The organism is Streptomyces sp. NBC_01016 (assembly GCF_026341035.1).
Classification (GTDB): Bacteria; Actinomycetota; Actinomycetes; order Streptomycetales; family Streptomycetaceae; genus Streptomyces.
The window spans coordinates 1,963,412-1,980,973 of record NZ_JAPEOQ010000001.1; the positions used below are offsets into that span (position 1 = coordinate 1,963,412).

At 71.3% G+C, this 17,562-nt stretch carries 15 protein-coding genes and 1 pseudogene; 10 read left to right on the forward strand and 6 right to left on the reverse strand.

The features are described 5' to 3' along the window. Positions 1–4 precede the first annotated feature (4 nt). From OG746_RS09305 to OG746_RS09315, 3 genes are all read right to left on the reverse strand, one after another. Entirely contained in the window at positions 5–490 is a 486-nt protein-coding gene (locus OG746_RS09305; protein ID WP_266713330.1) for a succinate dehydrogenase hydrophobic membrane anchor subunit, read from the reverse strand. 8 nt (positions 491–498) lie between these two features. Beyond that, entirely contained in the window at positions 499–879 is a 381-nt protein-coding gene (sdhC, locus tag OG746_RS09310; RefSeq protein WP_266713332.1) for a succinate dehydrogenase, cytochrome b556 subunit, read from the reverse strand. Positions 880–1,028: 149 nt separating this feature from the next. Then, a complete protein-coding gene (locus tag OG746_RS09315; RefSeq protein ID WP_323179678.1) occupies positions 1,029–1,661 on the reverse strand; it encodes a 2-oxo-4-hydroxy-4-carboxy-5-ureidoimidazoline decarboxylase in 633 nt (210 codons plus the stop codon). 185 nt (positions 1,662–1,846) lie between these two features. On the opposite strand from OG746_RS09315, the gene OG746_RS09320 reads away from it, so the two are divergent. From OG746_RS09320 to OG746_RS09335, 4 genes are all read left to right on the forward strand, one after another. Next, positions 1,847–3,361 (forward strand): beta-N-acetylhexosaminidase, encoded by a 1,515-nt coding sequence (locus OG746_RS09320; RefSeq protein WP_524540460.1) that lies wholly within the window; start codon positions 1,847–1,849, stop codon positions 3,359–3,361. A 102-nt stretch (positions 3,362–3,463) separates the two neighbouring features. Then, positions 3,464–3,973, forward strand: a complete 510-nt coding sequence (locus tag OG746_RS09325) for a hypothetical protein (protein ID WP_266713334.1) — start codon at positions 3,464–3,466, stop codon at positions 3,971–3,973. An 82-nt stretch (positions 3,974–4,055) separates the two neighbouring features. Continuing rightward, on the forward strand, positions 4,056–4,622 hold the full coding sequence (locus tag OG746_RS09330) for a hypothetical protein (protein WP_266713336.1): 567 nt from the start codon (positions 4,056–4,058) through the stop codon (positions 4,620–4,622). A gap of 148 nt (positions 4,623–4,770) precedes the next feature. Further along, a complete protein-coding gene (locus OG746_RS09335) occupies positions 4,771–6,291 on the forward strand; it encodes an MFS transporter (protein ID WP_266713338.1) in 1,521 nt (506 codons plus the stop codon). Positions 6,292–6,330: 39 nt separating this feature from the next. Here the strand turns inward: OG746_RS09335 and OG746_RS09340 are convergent, their stop codons facing one another. Beyond that, positions 6,331–8,793, reverse strand: a complete 2,463-nt coding sequence (locus OG746_RS09340) for an N-acetylmuramoyl-L-alanine amidase (protein WP_266713340.1) — start codon at positions 8,791–8,793, stop codon at positions 6,331–6,333. A 380-nt stretch (positions 8,794–9,173) separates the two neighbouring features. Between OG746_RS09340 and OG746_RS09345 the strand changes: the two are divergent. From OG746_RS09345 to OG746_RS09360, 4 genes and pseudogenes are all read left to right on the forward strand, one after another. Further along, positions 9,174–9,808 (forward strand): annotated as a pseudogene (locus OG746_RS09345) (RNA polymerase sigma factor). Further along, positions 9,805–10,089, forward strand: coding sequence for a hypothetical protein (locus OG746_RS09350; RefSeq protein WP_266713344.1), 285 nt, complete (start codon positions 9,805–9,807; stop codon positions 10,087–10,089). The pseudogene OG746_RS09345 and the gene OG746_RS09350 overlap by 4 nt, the downstream one beginning before the upstream one ends. Positions 10,090–10,372: 283 nt before the next feature. Beyond that, positions 10,373–11,050 carry an RNA polymerase sigma factor gene (locus OG746_RS09355; RefSeq protein ID WP_266718809.1) on the forward strand — a complete coding sequence of 226 codons (678 nt, stop codon included), beginning with the start codon at positions 10,373–10,375 and terminating at the stop codon, positions 11,048–11,050. Further along, on the forward strand, positions 11,050–12,126 hold the full coding sequence (locus tag OG746_RS09360) for a hypothetical protein (protein ID WP_266713346.1): 1,077 nt from the start codon (positions 11,050–11,052) through the stop codon (positions 12,124–12,126). The genes OG746_RS09355 and OG746_RS09360 overlap by 1 nt, the downstream gene beginning before the upstream one ends. 214 nt (positions 12,127–12,340) lie before the next feature. Here OG746_RS09360 and OG746_RS09365 read toward each other — a convergent pair whose 3' ends face one another. Continuing rightward, positions 12,341–13,219 (reverse strand): L,D-transpeptidase family protein, encoded by an 879-nt coding sequence (locus OG746_RS09365; RefSeq protein ID WP_266713348.1) that lies wholly within the window; start codon positions 13,217–13,219, stop codon positions 12,341–12,343. Between the two features lie 269 nt (positions 13,220–13,488). Between OG746_RS09365 and OG746_RS09370 the strand changes: the two genes are divergently transcribed. Both OG746_RS09370 and leuE read left to right on the forward strand, forming a co-directional pair. Next, positions 13,489–15,069: an acyl-CoA mutase large subunit family protein gene (locus tag OG746_RS09370; protein WP_266713350.1), complete on the forward strand. Its 1,581-nt coding sequence runs from the start codon at positions 13,489–13,491 to the stop codon at positions 15,067–15,069. Positions 15,070–15,279: 210 nt separating this feature from the next. Further along, entirely contained in the window at positions 15,280–15,936 is a 657-nt protein-coding gene (gene leuE, locus OG746_RS09375; protein ID WP_266713352.1) for a leucine efflux protein LeuE, read from the forward strand. A 31-nt stretch (positions 15,937–15,967) separates the two neighbouring features. Here the strand turns inward: leuE and OG746_RS09380 are convergent, their stop codons facing one another. After that, positions 15,968–17,470, reverse strand: a complete 1,503-nt coding sequence (locus tag OG746_RS09380; RefSeq protein WP_266713354.1) for an FAD-dependent monooxygenase — start codon at positions 17,468–17,470, stop codon at positions 15,968–15,970. Positions 17,471–17,562: the final 92 nt, after the last annotated feature.

The following is a 17,562-nucleotide window of genomic DNA, read 5'->3' on the forward strand; positions in this document are numbered from 1 at the left end:
GGCTTTAACGGATGTTCGGGTCGAAGGTGAAGATCACCAGCGTGCCCAGCAGGACGGTGAAGACCGTCGCGGCGTACAGCAGGCCCTTCAGCCACATACGGGTCTGGGGGCGCTCGGCGTAGTCGTTGATGACGGTACGCAGGCCGTTGGCGCCGTGCAGCATCGCGAGCCACAGCATCAGCAGGTCCCAGCCCTGCCAGAACGGGGACGCCCAGCGGCCCGCCACGAAGGCGAAGCCGATCTTGGAGACGCCGCCGTCGAGGACGAGCTGGATCAGCAGGTGGCCGAGGACCAGGACGACAAGGACGACACCCGAGAGGCGCATGAACAGCCATGCGGCCATCTCGAAGTTGCCGCGCGTCGAACGCGGGGTCTTCGAGGTGCGCTTGCGCGGGGCCTCGATGTACGGAGCCGGGTTGTCGACGTCGTAGAGCGAAACGCCCTCGACGGGGCCGACGCCGGACGTCGCGGGGGTGGTGTCAGCAGACATGTCTGGCCTCAGCTCCCGAAGAGTGCGCGGACGGCGTGGCCGAGTACGGGGTAGAGAGCCCCGACCATCAGGACGATCCAGATGCCCATGACGGTCCAGAGCATCTGCTTCTGGTAGCGCGGCCCCTTCGACCAGAAGTCGACAGCGATCACACGCAGGCCGTTGAGCGCGTGGAAGAGGATTGCGGCGACGAGGCCGTATTCCAGCAGCGCGACGATCGGCGTCTTATAGGTACCAACGACATCGTCGTACGCCTCGGGTGAGACGCGGACGAGAGCGGTGTCCAGGACGTGCACGAACAGGAAGAAGAAAATGAGGACACCGGTGACTCGATGAGCCACCCACGACCACATGCCTTCCCGGCCGCGGTACAGCGTTCCAGCCGGCACGGAAGAACCCTCCGGGAGCGGGGACTAGAGCCGCGCCGGCTTCAGTGTCGGGCGGGCCCAGCCGGGTACGGTCCACCGGCCGCTCGTCATCGTATCGACGAGTTGTCGGGACACTCGCACGGGGGGCTTATGTGTGATCAAACAGGCAATCAAACAGGCACGTACGGGCTATTGATGCCAGTTTCTCGGCCGGTTTCCCGAAGGGTCATTCGGGCGAGGCGGCCCCGGGCGAGTCGGCGCAGCTCCTCGGCGGCCAGTTCGCGCTCGTGCACCGGGTCGTTGCCGAGCCGGGTGCGCAGGCCCGCGAGCAGGTGATCGAGGGCCTCGCCGGGCGCGATGTCGTCCAGGCAGATCACGAAGGGGTGGCCGAAGCGGGTCTGGTACGCGCTGTGGGCCGCGACCAGCGCGGTGATCGCCGCCGCGTACGCGGCGGCCTGCGGCAGCGCGAGGTCCTCGCCGGTCAGGGCCTCGGCGATGTCCACGGGTGTGAGGTCGTACGCCGCCTCGTCGGACGCGGCGAGCAGCGCTTCCAGGTCCGGATACGGGCGGTGTGCGGCGATGCGGCGGGCCCATGAGCGGCTGCGGCAGCACGTGCGCAGGGCCTGCTCGGCGTCGTCCTGCGGCAGCGCGTTGAAGTCTGCGAGGCCCCCGTGTGCCGTGACCTGAGCCGGTATGGGCAGACGGCCGGGGGAGTGAAGGGGGCGCAGCGCGGCCTCCGGCGGAGCGGGAGTTGTGGATGTGCTGTAACGGTAGTGATTCCTGGCCGTGAGTGTCCGACGGATGCGCGAATTTCACTCGGACGGGAGGGTTTGCGGAGCTTGGGTGGACGCAATGCGCCTGTTTGTGCCCGCGCCCCTGGAGGTCCGCCGTTAACGTCGGCGGCGTACTTGTCGGCTTGACGGGGTTCAGCGAGGTGTTCGTGAAGAAGGAGCGGCAGGCTCTGGTGGCCGTTGCCACCGGGGTCGTTCTGGTCACGGCCGTGGGGTGCTCGGACGGTGGCGGGTCTCCGTCCGACGGGAAGTCGGCGACCTCCGCGGCGCCCTCGCCCACCCGCTCGTATCCGCTGTCGAAGCCCGCGCACACGATCCCCGAGGTGCGCGACTTCACGCCGGCGCACGGGCCGGGCTGGAAGCCGGGCGGCGGCAAGGTCGTCGTGAAGGACGGCGAACTGGCGGACGAGGGGCGGCTCCTCGCGGAGGAACTGGACCTGAAGTACGCCGGGGGCGGGGACGCCGGGTCCGGTGACGTCGAGCTGGCGCTCGGCGGGAAGAGCGGGGCGAACCCGGAGTCGTACCGGATGACCGTGCGCGGCGGGACCGTGCGGATCACCGGGCCGAGCGACACCGGCGTGTACTACGGGACGCGCACGCTCAAGCAGGAGGTGCACGACGGTGCGAAGGCGCCGGAGGGTGTCACCGCCGACGAGCCCGCCAAGGCGCAGCGCGGGTTCAACCTCGACATCGCGCGCAAGCACTTCACGGCCGACTGGATCAAGGACCGGATCCGGGACATCGGGGACCTCAAGTACAACCAGCTGGGCCTGCACTTCTCCGACGACCAGTCCTTCCGCATCGAGTCCGACTCGCATCCGGAGGTCGTCTCCAAGGACCACCTCAGCAAGGCGCAGGTGCGGGACATCCTGCGGCTCGCCGCTCAGCGGCACATCACGGTCGTGCCGGAGATCGACTCGCCGGGGCACCTGGGCGCGGTCATCGCCGCGCACCCCGACCTCCAGCTGCGCGACGCGAGCGGGGTGGCGGCGCGCGGCGCCGTCGACATCTCCAAGCCGGGCTCCGCGAAGATCGTCGACGATCTGCTGAAGGAGTACGCGAAGTTGTTCAAGGGCGCGTACTGGCATCTGGGCGCCGACGAGTACCGGGCGCTGATGAGCGAGAACCCCGAGGCCTCCTACCCGCAGCTCGCCGCCGCGGCGCGCAAGAAGTACGGGGCGAACGCCAAGGTCCAGGACCTCGCGCAGGGCTGGCTCAACGACCGGGCGAAGACCATGGCCCCGTACGACCGGAAGCTGAAGGCCTGGAACGACGGGTTCTACAAGGGCGGGGTCGTCGACGCCGACAAGGGCATCGAGGTCGCGTACTGGACCGGCAAGGAGATCGGGGCGCGCGAGCCGCTCGAGTATCTGGACGAGGGCCGGAAGCTGACCAACTACAACGACGAGTACCTGTACTACGTCCTCGGCCAGCCCAACACCTTCGTCTATCCGACCGGTGAGCGGATCTACAAGAGCTGGACGCCGCGCGTCGTGCGCAAGACGAGTCCGGTGCCCGCGAAGTACGACGACCAGATCCTGGGCGGCTCCTTCGCCGTGTGGTGCGACATCTCAGGAGCGCAGACCCCGGAGCAGGTCGCGAAGGGCGTCCGGATGCCGCTGCGGGCGACCGTGCAGAAGCTGTGGGACCCGCGGAAGCCGGAGCTGAGCTGGCCGAAGTTCGTCGCCCTGGCCGACAAGCTGGACGGCTGACGGTCCTGATCCGCCGTTCTGGTGGCGAAGTCCCGTGCGCCTGTGGTCTATTCGGCCGCAGGTACGACGTTTGTGGCGTACACCGGGACGGGGGGAACGGACATGGGTTACTGGGGCTATTACGTGGTCGCCAGAAGCGGTCAGCCGCTGGACAAGTGCGAGGCCCTGGGCGGGGTGCGCGAGGAGCTGACGCTCCTGGAGGAGCGGGCCGACGGCTGGCAGGTGTGGGAGTGCCCCGGCGGCGGCGAGCAGGCGCGGGACGTGGGCAGCATGAACGCGCTGGCGGCGGAGACCGGGGCGCCCGCCCTGTTCGCGTACGTCATGGACTCCGCCTGCGCGGTCATAGAGGCGGCCGGTCCGGAGAGCGGGGCGTGGACGGCGTGCCTGGGGCGCGCCGCGATGACCGGGTACATCGGCGGGGACGAACGCGCCCTGGAGGACTACTTCCTGACGCCGGGCGACGCCGCCGAGCGGGCCGTCGGCTGGGCCGGCGAGTGCGGCCGCGAGGTGCCGCTGGAGCCGATCGACGAGGTGCTGCGGGCGGCCGCCCAGCCCTCGGCCGAGGAGCTGTTCTTCCGCTTCCTCGACCGGCTCGGCGTCCAAGGACTGTGACGTTCCGCGCTGTGCGGACGCAGTGGGATACGTAGGCGTCAAGGGGAATTGCTGGGTCCGCGTCCGGAGGAGCGTTACGTCCATGAGCCTGGTGGAACTGATCGCGCAGGCCGATGAACGAGGCCTTGCCACGAGTGGGCTCGGCTGCCTCGACCGGTGTGTACCGCTGCTCGGCGTCGGCGGGCCCGGCGACCCCGAGGAGGACGTGCTGCGCCCGCTGTGGGCGAGCCTCGCGGAGGACGGCGCGGACTGGGGAGCGCGGCTCGTGACGGCGCGCGACGAGCTGAGCGGCGCGGCGGGCAAGGGCGAGGCCGCGGAGCTGGTGCGGCGGATGCTCGGGGCGGCGCCGGAGCGGGCGGTGGCCGTGGCGTGGCGGGAGTGGGCGGACGCCTGCTCGGTGGCGGCGCTCCAGGTGCACCGGATGCTCGATGTGACGGAGGACCGGGCGGCCGGCGTGAGCGCGCGCCGCGAAGGCCGCACCGAAGGGATGTCGCCGCTGGTCGCGGCCGAACTGCGCCGCCAGACCCAGATCCTGGAACTGCTCGCGGGCGGCGGCGCGGGCGGCCTGCGGCAGGCCCTGGTCGTCTCGACGGAGGGGCGCAGGGTGCTGCGGGCGGCCGTCTCGCGGCGTGCGCGGGGACGCGGCTGACGCCTTCGGGCCCGTCTTCGGACTCCCGTCCGCGCCGCTCTCGCGGACATGACGCACGCGCCGGTGTAAAACGGGCGTGCGGGCGGAGGATGAGAGGCGATGCGCGGAACCGGGCCCGCGCGGCCGTCGATGGAGGAGGCCGAGCCCCATGGCCGACACCCGCCCCACAGCACCGCCTCAGGACCAGTCGCCGCCCGACCCGCGCCGCTGGTGGGCCCTCGTCGTCATCGCGGTCGCCCAGCTGATGGTCGTCCTCGACATGACCATCGTGAACATCGCGCTGCCCTCGGCCCAGGCCGACCTGGACATGTCCGACAGCAGCCGGCAGTGGGTCATCACCGCGTACACGCTCGCCTTCGGTGGACTGCTGCTGCTCGGCGGGCGGATCACGGACCTGATCGGCCGCAAACTCGCCTTCTGCATCGGCCTGTTGGGGTTCGCCGCCGCGTCCGCGTTCGGCGGCGCGGCGACAGGGTCGGGGATGCTGTTCGGGGCGCGGGCGCTTCAGGGCGTGTTCGCGGCGCTGCTCGCGCCCGCCGCGCTCTCGCTGCTCGCCACGACCTTCACCGAACCGCGGGAGCGTAGCCGGGCGTTCGGCGTGTTCGGGGCGATCGTCGGGGCGGGTGCGGCCATCGGGCTGCTCGCCGGCGGATTCCTGACCGAGTACCTCGACTGGCGCTGGTGCCTGTACGTCAACGTGCCCATCGCGCTCGCGGCGTTCGCCGGGGCCCTCGTACTGCTGCGTGGCGGGCGGGTGATGGCCGATCCGCACCTGGACGTGCCGGGCGCGGTGCTCGGGTGTGCCGGGATGCTGGCCATCGTCTACGGGTTCTCGGAGGCCGCGTCTCGTTCCTGGGGCGACCCGTTGGTGCTCGCCCTGCTCATCGGGGGAGCGGCCCTGCTCGTGGTCTTCGGGTTCTGGCAGCGCCGGGCGCGGGTCCCGCTCCTGCCGATCGCCGTGATCCGCGACCGGCAGCGCGTCGGGGCGTTCTGCACGATCCTGTTCGTGACCATCGGGATGTTCGGCGTCTTCCTCTTCCTGACGTACTACATGCAGCGCGTGCTCGGATACTCGCCGGTGCGGACGGGCGTCGCCTATCTGCCCATCACGGCGGGGATGATCGTCGGTTCGACGCAGATCGCCGCGCGGCTGCTGCACCGGGTGCCGCCGCGCACCCTGATGGTCCCGGGGCTCGTCGTCGCGGCGGGCGGCCTCGCGATCATCGCGCAGGTGGGGACGGAGCCCGCGTACGCCTCGCACCTGCTGCCGGGCATGCTGATGCTCGGCCTCGGCATGGGCACGGCCATGATGACGTCGGTGTCGCTCGCGACCGGCAGCGTCGCCCCGCAGGACGCGGGCGCGGCCTCCGCGACCTTCAACACCGCGCAGCAGGTGGGCGGTTCGATCGGAACGGCCCTGCTCAACACGATCGCGGCGAGCGTCACCGCCCGGTACATCGCCGAGCACGCGACTCCCGGCGCCGACCGCCGCGAGCTCGCCTCGCGCGCCGCCGTGCACGGGTTCAACGTGGCGACCTGGTGGGCGGTGGGCTCGGTGCTGCTCGCGGCGGTCATCGCGGCGGTCGTGGTGAACGCGCCGCGGGCGGCCGGGATGGGAGACGTGGCGCCTGTGACCGATGACGTAAAGGAGAAGGCCGTGGGGGACTGAACGGCCCCCACGGCCCTCATTATCGGTACAACTCGCGTGCTACGGCGCCAGGTTGGTGCCGATGCGTGCCGTCGCCGAGGTGCCGAGCGTGGTCCTCGTGAAGGTCTTGGTCGAGGACAGGCCCAGACCGCTGGAGTTGCTCGGTACGTACGTCAGGTTGCCCTCGCCCGTGTTCTCGCCCGCCGTGCCGAGCACCAGGTCGGTGCGGCCGTAACCGGAGAGGTCGGTGAGGGCGACCGCCGAGCCGAGGTTGTCGTTCGACTCGGTGGAGCCGGGGACGCCGGCGGTGTCCTGCGTGACGGTGAGCGCGCCGGTGCCGGTGATCCCGGTCGAAGTGCCCTTCAGCAGGATCGAGTTGCCGGCGTTGGAGCGGTTCGAGGTGCGGGTGATGTCCTCGTTCGGGGCGCCCGTGAGGACGTCCGCGTAGCCGTCGAGGTTGTAGTCGCCCACCGCGATCGAGGCGCCCATCGCGTCGCCGGACTCGGCGGCGCCGGGGACGCCCGAGGTGTCCTGGCTGACGGTCTTGGCGCCCGTGGCGGTCAGGCCCGTACCCGCCAGGCCCTTGACGAAGGTGACCTGGCCGCCCGCGGCGGCGCCGGACTCGGCGGTGTAGGGCTGGCCGATGGCGATGTCGTCGACGCCGTCGCCGTTGATGTCGCCGGCGCCGATGGAGCGGCCGCCCTTGACGGTCAGCGTCGCGGCCTTGCGCAGGCCGCCCGAACCGCCCTTGTACCAGACGACCTTGCCGAGGCTGCTGCCGTCGCGGTAGTTGAGCGCGACGTCCGCGTAGCCGTCCTGGTTGAAGTCGCCGGACGCGGCGTCCTCGTAGGACAGGTTGTCCTCGGTGGTGGTGATCGTGGAGTCGGTGTCCCAGCCGTCGCCGTAGCGGGCGCTCCAGGTGCCGCCGGTGCCGGTGGAGGCGGCGAACACGTCGGCCTTGCCGTCCGCGTTGAAGTCGCCGACGGCCACGGCGGAGCCGAACCTGGCGTTGGTCAGCTCGTAGCTGCCGTCGATGTTGACGCCGGTGCCGGAGGTGAAGTCCGGGCCGTTCAGGATCGTGTACGCGCCGCGGTTGGAGTGGCCGCCCGTGTCGTCCTCGCCGGGCTGGCCGACGACGATGTCCGTGTAGCCGTCGCCGTTGATGTCGCCGGTGGCGGTGGAGGCGCCGAACTCGTCACCGCTCTCGCCCGCGCCGGGGACGTCGCCACTCGACTGCGAGATCAGCTTCTTGCCGGTCGTCGTGGGTCCGGAGACGCTGCCGGGCACGAGGGCGATCTGGCCGCCGCTCGATCCCTTGGGCAGGCCGGCGACGATGTCGTCGGTGGCGTCACCGACGACGTTCTGGCTGGCCAGGGCGTGCGAGACGCCGGGGGTGGCGGCGAGCGTCGCGATGCGGCCCAGCTTCGGGTACAGGTTCGCGCCGGGGCACAAGGTGGTGTTGGTGTCCTTGTGGCCGAAGACGCGCGGCAGCGTGATGGTGGAGTCGAGGGGGACCTTGTTGCCGTCGGTGCCGAGGTCACCGTTGGACGTCAGGGTCACCTTGTCGGTCGCCTTGATGCCGTACTGGCCGAACTTCCAGGCGACGACGCGGGCGATGGAGTCGAGCGCGGCCTTGGTGGGCTTCGTCTTCTCGAAGTTGCCGATGTACGAGATGCCGACGGTGTCGGTGTTGAAGCCGTAGTCGTGGGCGCCGTGCACCGGCAGGTCCATGCCGCCGGTGCGGCCCTCGAAGATCTGGCCGCAGCGGTCGACCACGAAGTTGTAGCCGAGGTCGTAATAGCCCTTGGCGACGTGGTCCTGCTGGATCTCGCGCAGCCGCTGGGCGCTCTGCGCGCAGGGAATCTGGTTGTCCGAGTCGACGCCGGTGTGGTGCACGACGGCGGCCTTGATCTCCGTGTCGTACGTGGGAGTTCCGTCGTGCGGGAGGCCGGGACCCCACACGGACTGGGGGATGATCGTCGGCTTCACGACGGTCGAGGGGCGGGCCTCGGGCGGCGTCTCGTCGGAGGCGAACGCGGCGGGCTCGGTGGCGCCCTTGCGGGTTCCCGTGCCCGGGTCGATCAGCTTGACGTCCATCCCGGACGGCAGGCCGGACGCCTTGCCGTCGGCGTCGACGACCCGCACCTCGACGCCGTTCGAGGCGGCGCTCGTGGACACGGACGTGGTGCCGCCGCGGATGTCGGTGCCCTTGCGCTCGGCACCGTCGGCGTCGTTCGTCTCCTCGGGCAGGGTGGTCCATGCCCCCCACGCGCCCGACTCGGCGTTCCGCGCCCGGAACTGGGCCGTTCCGTCGAGCTCGTCCTTCGTGTCCTTCCACGTCACCGACACGGCGTTGAACGTCTTCGTCGACTTCTGCGGAACGACCTTCCGGTCCGCCTTCGTCTCCAGGCTCAACGTGTGCACGGCGGCGGCCCGGTACGCGGCGGCCGGGGCCGCCTCCGTGCCGGGATCGGCCATCGCGTACGACACGACTCCGGCGCCGCCGACCACGACCGCCCCCATCGTGATCCACGCTCTCCGCTTGAGACTCAGCGGCCTGTACGCGTGCGATCTGCGCGCGCCGGCCGCGTCTTCTCGCGAATGTCGCGGGCTCAATTGCCCCACCCCTTGATGAAGTTCACATGGACCCCGCGTGACACGCGGGTAGACGCTCTATCCAGCGAACGACAGTCGAAAAGCGTCACGGGTTGTGCGGTTGTGGCACAGGTCACTGTGTGGGGTTCGGTAGGGGAGCGGTTCGGGGCGTCGGGGCGTCGGGGCGTCGGGCCGTGGGGCCGTCGGGTCGCCTGTGACGTTTCTGTGGAGGGTGGCGCTGATCCCGTCAAGGGGTGGTGGGCGCGGGTGCGTCCGCCTTCTGTGGAGACGTGCGAAGAGGGAAGCGCTTGGGCCAGGGAGGGGAACCCCGTCGTGCGCAGGCGCACGACGGGGAGCTGGGCGCGGCCGTCGCGCGGGCCCAGGAGGGGGACGAGGCCGCCTTCGCCGTCGCCTACCGGCTCGTACAGCCGGGGCTGCTCGGGTATCTGCGCGGGCTCGTGGGCGACGAGGCGGAGGACGTCGCCTCCGACGCGTGGCTGGAGATAGCCCGGGATCTGGGGCGGTTCCGTGGGGACGGGGCCGGGTTCCGGGGGTGGACCGCGACCATCGCGCGGCACCGTGCTCTCGATCTGATGCGGCGGCAGAAGGTGCGGCCGAGGCAGTCCGTCCTGGAGCAGGACGTGCTGGAACTGCCCGGTGGGCACGACACCGCGGAGCAAGCCCTTGAGGCCCTCTCCACGGAGAGTGCGCTCGCGCTGCTCGATCTGCTGCCGCGCGATCAGCGTGAGGCCGTGCTGCTGCGAGTCGTCGTCGGGCTCGACGCGCCCGCCGCCGCCCGCGTCCTCGGCAAGCGGCCCGGGGCCGTGCGCACGGCGGCGTACCGGGGGTTGAAGCGGCTCGCCCGGCAGTTCGGAGACGGCGGGGCGGGAGGGCGTCCGGTGTGACGGATCGCGGGGCGCGCACGCTGGGGGAGGCGAGATGACTGCGAATTCCTCACCGCCGGTCGAACCCGGCGGCGAACCCGACGGTGCGGGCCGCGCCGCCGACCGGTCCTCGGTCGGCGCGCTGCTCGGCGACGCCGTGCGGGGCGGTGACCCGGGTGTGGACGGCGAGCGGCGGGCGCTCGCCGCGTACCGCGAGGCCCGCGACGCGGGGGCGCTCGGCGCGGCGCCCCGCAGGCGCGACGACTGGCGCCCGGGCCTGCGGTGGGCGGGGTGGCCGGTGCGGGCCGCGGCCAACTCCCCGCGGGGGAGGGGCAGGTAGGACCGCACGGCGAACGGGACCGGAAATGCGGGACGGCCGAGGTCGCCACCCCCCACAGGAGAGACCCCGGCCGCCGCGCGTTACGGGTCGCGAGCGGCCCGTACTTATCTCAGCGCCGCCGGTGCGTTTTCTGTCACACCGCCCTGAGACCCCGTTGGTTGCAAGTTGTACGAACATGGACGCGAGGACGTTTCAGGCCGTAGCGTTCTGGTTCGCGCCGGGCGCGCGCGCCCGTATCCACGGCGCACACGGCTTCACGGCCAGAGCAGGGCAGGGGCAGGGAGTGCTGGGGGACGACGCGGAGCTGACCGCCGCGGTGCTTGCGGCGCGGGACGGGAGCGAGGCCGCGTTCCGGACCGTGTACCGCACCGTGCACCCACGGCTGCTCGGATACATACGCACGCTCGTCGGCGACCCGGACGCGGAGGACGTCGCGTCGGAGGCCTGGCTCCAGATAGCCCGCGACCTCGACCGCTTCGAGGGCGATGCCGACCGGTTCCGCGGCTGGGCCGCCCGGATCGCCCGCAACCGCGCGCTCGATCACATACGCATGCGGGGACGCCGGCCCGCCATCGGCGGCGACGAGTCCGAGCTCACCGGCAGACCCGCCCTCTCCGACACCGCCGACGAGGCCATGGAGTCCCTGGCCACCGGCGACACCATGGCGCTCATCTCCAAGCTTCCGCAGGACCAGGCCGAGGCCGTCGTGCTGCGCGTCGTCGTCGGACTCGACGCGAAGAGCGCCGCGCAGACCCTCGGTAAACGGCCCGGCGCGGTCCGCACCGCCGCGCACCGGGGCCTGAAGCGGCTCGCCGAACTGCTCGGCGCCGCCGAACCCACCGCGGCCGGGAACTCCGCCGATTCCCTCGAAGCGGTACCGACTCCACGGCGCGACCGCACCCGTACGGCGACGTCCGCAGGTGTGACGCATTCGCGTTCGCGGACGCAGAAGGACATGTGATGGCCGACGAGCACGACAAGTGGCTTAACCGCGACGCGGCGGACCGCCTGCTGCGCGGAGAGGCCCCGGCCGTATCCGGAGACGACGCCCTGCGGGCCGACCGACTGACCGCCGCGCTGTATGCGCTGGCCGAGGTGCCGGCCGGACCCGAAGGTGAACTCCCGGGCGAGGACGCCGCGTTGAAGGCGTTCCGTGAGACGCGTGCCGTCGCGGCTGTGAACGGTGCTGTGAACGGCGCCGTGAACAGCCCCGCACGCGCGGGCCGCGCCCGGCGGTCCACCCGGTCCGCCCCGAAGACGTCCGGGCAGCGTTCGTTCTGGGGGCGCCCCGCGCGGTTCGGAGCCGTCGCCGCGTTCGCCGTGTGCATGGTCGGCGGAGTCGCGGTCGCCGCCGGGACGGGGGTGCTGCCCTCGCCGTTCCGCGAGTCGGACGATCCGGCGCCGGCCTCGTCCGTGTCCGCCGCCGCGAGCCCCGATCGGCCGCTCGCCTCGTCCTCCGCGGGGGTCACCGAGGACGGCCACGCGGTGCCGAGTCCGACGAAGCCGCCTGGCACCTCCGGCAGTGGGTCCGCCTCCGGCTCCCCGTCCCACCGCCACGGCGCGGGCGAGCCGCGCGAGGGGCGCCCGCCCCAGGGCCGGGGCCCCGGGCCGAACGCGACCGGCCCCGACGGGGCGAGGGCCCAGGCGCGCAAGCTCGTCGACACCTGTCGCAAGTACCGGGGCGGGGAGTCCGGCTCCGTGGACGTGCGGCGCCTGGAGGCGTCCGCGAAGGCCCTCGGACAGGACACGCGCAGCCTCGACCGCTTCTGCGACCGCGTCCTGGCCCGCGCCGGAGCCCCCACCGCGCCGGCCGACAGGACCGCCTCGCAGCACACGGACAACAAGAGCGACTCGGGAAGCCAGAGCGCCTCGGACGACGGCAACGGTCGGCCGGGCGGCAAGGGTGGCGGCGAGCGCGGCGGCGACAACGAGGACGAGGACGGCGACCCGGACGGCGGCGCGAGCCCGAGTCCCAGCGTGAGCTCCGGCCCGAGTCCCAGTGGCAGCGCGAGTCCGAGCCTGAGCCCGACTCCGTGACCTGCGGAAACGTAACGGGTCAAAAAGGTTGCGCTCCAGGTGTGACGTTTCTGGACGGCCCGGCGCAGTAATGAGTGAGCCGACTGGTCATCGGCCGCGCACGAGCCCGGGTTCCCCCCGTACCTGGTGCTCAGTGCCACTGGCGCGGGTGGGACACGTTCCCCCGGTCCCACCCGCGCCACTCAACACGTCACCTGCGGATGTCTGCGGGGCCTCACCAGTAGACGACGACCTTGTCGCCGTTCCTCACCTGCGCGAACAGCTGCGCGATCTTCTTCTCGTCCTTGACGTTCACGCAGCCGTGCGAGGCCCCCGCGTATCCGTGCGCCGCGAAGTCCTCCGAGTAGTGGACCGCCTGGCCGCCGCTGAAGAACATCGCGTACGGCATGGGGGAGTCGTAGAGCGTCGAGACGTGGTGCCGGGACTTGAAGTACACGGGGAAGACGCCCTCGCGGGTCGGCGTGTACTCGGATCCGAACCGCACCTCCGTCGTCATCCGACGCTTGCCGTCCACCATCCACGCCAGCGTGCGGTTGGTCTTGCTGATGCACACCACCCGCCCCTTCATGCAGCGCGGGTCCGGCTCCGCGGGAGTCTGGCCGCCGAACTGGTACAGCTCCCACTTGCCCGGCTCGTGCGTCATCTTCAGCAGGCGCTGCCAGGTCACGGTGTCCGTCTCACCCGTGCGCGGCAGCCCGCGCTTGCCCTGGAATCCCTTGACCGCGTCGGTGGTCGTGTCGTCGTACGTGCCCGTGGGCCCGTTGAAGAGCCAGTCCACCTGACGCAGCCGCGCCTGTAGCTCCCGTACGTCCTTGGAGCTGTCACCGGGGGAGAAGAGGACCTTGGCGGCGGCCGGCGCGGGCTTTGCGGACCCGGTGGGCTTGGCGTCGTCGGAGGGCGGCCGGGACGCGTCGTCCGTGGGCAGCCGGGACGAATCGTCGGTGGGCAGCCGGGTCGAGTCGGGGGCGGACGGCTGGGACGTCAGTGGCGGTGCGGCGCGCCCGCCGCCCCCCACCGCCTGGGCCTTGCACCCGCCGACCAGGGCGAGCACCCCGGTGACCGCGATCGATGAACGTAGGACAGCTGTCCGCATGACGTCCCCCCGCCTGCCGCGCCGTTCACTCTTGTCACGACGGATGCTGCCCGCGCCGGAACGGCTCCGAACTCAGGGTGACGCCCGATGTGATGACGCGGGGCAAACACGGGAAAGTCTGTGAGCAAGGTCCCAGCGCGGGGCTCTCCACTGCCCGCACGCCCGCCGCTACAGTCCGTCGCGAGGGTCGTTCACTACTGGTAAGTAATCAGCGCAAGTAAACAGCACCAATCGGCAAGCATCTGCAAGTCATCGCTGGAGGCACAACCATGGCGCGCGAATCCGAGTCCGGACTGCCCATCGAGCCGGTCTACGGACCGTCGGCCCTGGAGGGCTGGGACCCGGATCGGAAGCTGGGCGAACCGGGCGCGTACCCCTTCACGCGCGGTGTGTACCCGTCGATGTACACGGGCCGCCCGTGGACGATGCGCCAGTACGCCGGGTTCGGCACGGCCACCGAGTCCAACGCCCGCTACAAGCAGCTCATCGCGAACGGCACGATGGGCCTCTCCGTCGCCTTCGACCTGCCGACCCAGATGGGCCACGACAGCGACGCCCCGATCGCCTCAGGCGAGGTCGGCAAGGTGGGTGTCGCGATCGACTCCATCGACGACATGCGTGTCCTGTTCGGCGGCATCCCGCTGGAGAAGGTCTCCACGTCGATGACGATCAACGCCCCGGCCGCGCTGCTGCTCCTGATGTACCAACTCGTGGGCGAGGAGCAGGGGGTGCCGGCCGACAAGCTCACCGGCACCATCCAGAACGACGTGCTCAAGGAGTACATCGCCCGCGGCACCTATATCTTCCCGCCGAAGCCCTCGCTGCGGCTCATCGCCGACATCTTCAAGTACTGCAAGGCCGAGATCCCGAAGTGGAACACCATCTCGATCTCCGGCTACCACATGGCCGAGGCGGGCGCCTCTCCCGCGCAGGAGATCGCCTTCACGCTCGCCGACGGCATCGAGTACGTCCGCACGGCCGTCGCCGCCGGCATGGACGTCGACGACTTCGCCCCGCGCCTGTCGTTCTTCTTCGTCGCCCGTACGACGATCCTGGAGGAGGTCGCCAAGTTCCGTGCGGCGCGCAGGATTTGGGCGAAGGTGATGAAGGAGGAGTTCGGCGCCAAGAACCCCAAGTCGCTGATGCTCCGCTTCCACACGCAGACGGCCGGCGTGCAGCTCACCGCCCAGCAGCCCGAGGTGAACCTGGTGCGCGTCGCGGTCCAGGGGCTCGGCGCGGTCCTCGGCGGCACGCAGTCGCTGCACACGAACTCCTTCGACGAGGCGATCGCGCTCCCCACCGACAAGTCCGCGCGCCTGGCCCTGCGTACGCAGCAGGTCCTCGCGTACGAGACGGACGTGACGGCGACGGTCGACCCGTTCGCCGGCTCGTACGTCGTCGAGAGCATGACGGACGACGTGGAGGCCGCCGCCCTCGAACTCATGGACAGGGTCGAGGAGATGGGCGGCGCGGTCAACGCGATCGAGCGCGGCTTCCAGAAGAGCGAGATCGAGCGCTCCGCCTACAGCATCGCCCAGGAGACCGACTCCGGTGAGCGCGTCGTGGTCGGCGTCAACCGCTACCAGCTCGACGAGGAGGAGCCCTACGAGCCGCTCCGCGTCGACCCGGCCATCGAGGCGCAGCAGGCGGAGCGGCTCGCGAAGCTGCGGGCCGAGCGGGATCAGGGGGCGGTCGATGCGGCGCTCGCCGCGCTGAAGAAGGCGGCCGAGGGTGAGGACAACGTCCTCTACCCGATGAAGGACGCGTTGCGCGCCCGCGCGACGGTCGGTGAGGTGTGTGACGCACTCCGCGGGATCTGGGGTGCGTACGTCCCGTCGGACGTGTTCTGACGGTTCCCGGGGTCTCGGCTGGGCCGGGGCGTTTCCGCGCCGCGAGGTTCGGGCGGCGGCACCGGGGCCGGGCTCACGGGGCTCTGCCCCGGACCCCGCGCCTCAATCTCCCCCAGCTAACGCTGGGAGGTGCCCCCTGCGGGGCTTGATCGGTGTCCGGTATCCGGAATTCGGGAGCGGCCCCGCGGACGGCCGTGCGACACTCCCGGCATGCTGGGTGTCATCGATCTTCCGACCTATCTCGCGGGCCTCGCCCTCATCATTCTTCTGCCGGGGCCGAACTCGCTGTATGTGCTCTCCGTCGGCGCCCGCCGCGGCATACGCACCGGCTACAAGGCCGCCGCGGGCGTGTGGTGCGGGGACACCGTCCTGATGACACTCTCCGCCGCCGGAGTCGCCTCCCTGCTCCAGGCCAACTCCGTGATCTTCGGGATCGTGAAGTACGCCGGCGCCGGCTATCTGACCTGGCTCGCGATCGGCATGATGCGCGCCGCGTGGAGCATGTGGCGCACCCGCAAGGAGCGGCTCGCGGCCGAGAGCGGCGCCGCCGAGGAGACGCCCGCGCAGGAGCGGCCCTTCCGCCGCGCCTTCGTGATCAGCCTGCTCAACCCCAAGGCGATCCTGTTCTTCATCGCCTTCTTCGTGCAGTTCGTCGACCCGTCCTACGCGTACCCCGCCCTCTCCTTCGTGGTCCTCGGCGCCTTCGCGCAGGCGGCCAGCGTGCTCTACCTGTCGGCGCTGATCTTCAGCGGCATGAAGCTGTCCGCCGCCTTCCGTCGCCGCAGGCGCCTCTCCGCGGGCGCGACCTCGGCGGCCGGTGTGCTGTTCCTCGGCTTCGCGGTGAAGCTGTCGCTGGCCAGCGTGTAGTGCCGATGCGGTGACCGGCCGGTCACCCCGGTCACCTCACCCCGGTCTCCGCCAGGTACTGGTCCAGCCCTTCCGTCGTCTCTCCGGCCCATGCCACGTAGCCGTCCGGGCGGATCAGGAACACGCCCCTGCCGTACGCCTCGTATGCCGGGATGCGGGTTGTGTGTATCAAGTCGCTCAAGTCGCTCAAGTTGCTCTTCAGCGGCGGGAGTTCCGCGTCCGTGGCCACCGTCAGGAGCGTCCAGTGCGGGCCCCGGAAAGCGTCGAATAGCCGCACCCCGCCGCGCCGGCCGTCCGGTGCCCGGTCGCCCGCTCGCAGCGCGTCGTCCGCGAGCCCCGGGCGGGTCTCCCGGGTCAGCGTCGACTCCCGGTAGCCGATGCCCAGTTGCTGCACCTCGTCGCCGCGCTGCGTGCGCCTGTCCGCGGCGCCCGCCCGGTGGATGCGGGTGCTGATGCCGAGGATGCCCTCCGCCACCGGTATCCGCTCCTCCTCGTACGTGTCCAGGAGTCGGGCCGGCGCCCCAGACAGTACTGCCGCCAGCTTCCAGCCCAGGTTGTACGCGTCCTGCACGCTCGTGTTCAGGCCCTGGCCGCCGGCCGGGGAGTGGACGTGCGCCGCGTCGCCCGCGAGGAAGACCCGGCCCACCCGGAAGCGGTCCGCGAGCGCCGCCCGCGCCCGGAAGTCGGAGGCCCAGAGCACCTCGGCGATGTGCTCCTCGGAGAGTGCCGTGCGCGTCGCGAGGAGCTTGGCCACCGCTTCCGGTGAGGTGTAGGGGACCGCCGACTCGTCCGCGTACTGCGCCGCCAGTTGGTAGACGCGGCCCTTGTCCTCGGTCATCGGCAGCGGGCAGAACGCCACCCCGCCCTCCGGTGCCTTCGGCCACACGTGCCAGTGCGTGTCCGGGATCGGGGCGTCGTCCGTGACACGCACGTCCGCCACCAGCATCGGCTTCGGGTCGACCGTCTCGCCGGTCATGCCGACACCCAGCAGCCCCCGGACCGTGGAGCGGCCGCCGTCCGCCGCCACCGCGTACCGCGCACGCACCGCCGAGCCGTCCCCGAACGTCGCCGTCACCCCGTCCGCGTCCTGCGTCAGGCCGGTCAGCGCGGCACCGAAGCGGACGCCGCCGCCCAGCTCCCGCAGCCGCGCGTACAGAATCGCCTGCGTGCGGGCCTGCGGTATCAGCCACGCGTTGGCGAACGGCACCCCCTCCGTCTGCTCGGAGCGCTGCATCATGTCCCACTCGTCGCCCGGCTCGGCGCCCTCCCAGATCCGCATCCGCGGATACTCCGAGCCCGCCGCGTGGATCTCCCCGAGGACCCCGAGGTCGTACAGCACCTCCTGCGTACGCGGCTGGAGGCCCTTGCCTCGCGAGCCGGGGAACAGCCCGTCCGACCGCTCGACCAGCAGCGCCCGCGTCCCGCGCCGCGCCAGATCCGTCGCCAGCGCCAACCCTGTCGGGCCCGCACCCACGATCAGGACGTCCGTCGTCTCCGTGGCTGTCTCCGTGCTCGTCACCGTGTCCTTCGACATCGCCGCCACCCTCTCCTTAACACCGTTAAACCGGCCCGACTCCGAGCATGGGCTTAACGGCGTTAAACTGTCAAGCGTGGCTGAGCAGAAGA

Bases quoted from the DNA above. Each gene is read 5' to 3' on its own strand.
- OG746_RS09305 (WP_266713330.1), bottom strand. From the start codon at position 490: ATGTCTGCTGACACCACCCCCGCGACGTCCGGCGTCGGCCCCGTCGAG.
- OG746_RS09325 (WP_266713334.1), top strand. From the start codon at position 3,464: ATGGGTTACTGGGGCTATTACGTGGTCGCCAGAAGCGGTCAGCCGCTG.
- OG746_RS09330 (WP_266713336.1), top strand. From the start codon at position 4,056: ATGAGCCTGGTGGAACTGATCGCGCAGGCCGATGAACGAGGCCTTGCC.
- OG746_RS09335 (WP_266713338.1), top strand. From the start codon at position 4,771: ATGGCCGACACCCGCCCCACAGCACCGCCTCAGGACCAGTCGCCGCCC.
- OG746_RS09340 (WP_266713340.1), bottom strand. From the start codon at position 8,793: ATGGGGGCGGTCGTGGTCGGCGGCGCCGGAGTCGTGTCGTACGCGATG.
- OG746_RS09350 (WP_266713344.1), top strand. From the start codon at position 9,805: ATGACTGCGAATTCCTCACCGCCGGTCGAACCCGGCGGCGAACCCGAC.
- OG746_RS09360 (WP_266713346.1), top strand. From the start codon at position 11,050: ATGGCCGACGAGCACGACAAGTGGCTTAACCGCGACGCGGCGGACCGC.
- OG746_RS09365 (WP_266713348.1), bottom strand. From the start codon at position 13,219: ATGCGGACAGCTGTCCTACGTTCATCGATCGCGGTCACCGGGGTGCTC.
- OG746_RS09370 (WP_266713350.1), top strand. From the start codon at position 13,489: ATGGCGCGCGAATCCGAGTCCGGACTGCCCATCGAGCCGGTCTACGGA.
- leuE (WP_266713352.1), top strand. From the start codon at position 15,280: ATGCTGGGTGTCATCGATCTTCCGACCTATCTCGCGGGCCTCGCCCTC.
- OG746_RS09380 (WP_266713354.1), bottom strand. From the start codon at position 17,470: ATGTCGAAGGACACGGTGACGAGCACGGAGACAGCCACGGAGACGACG.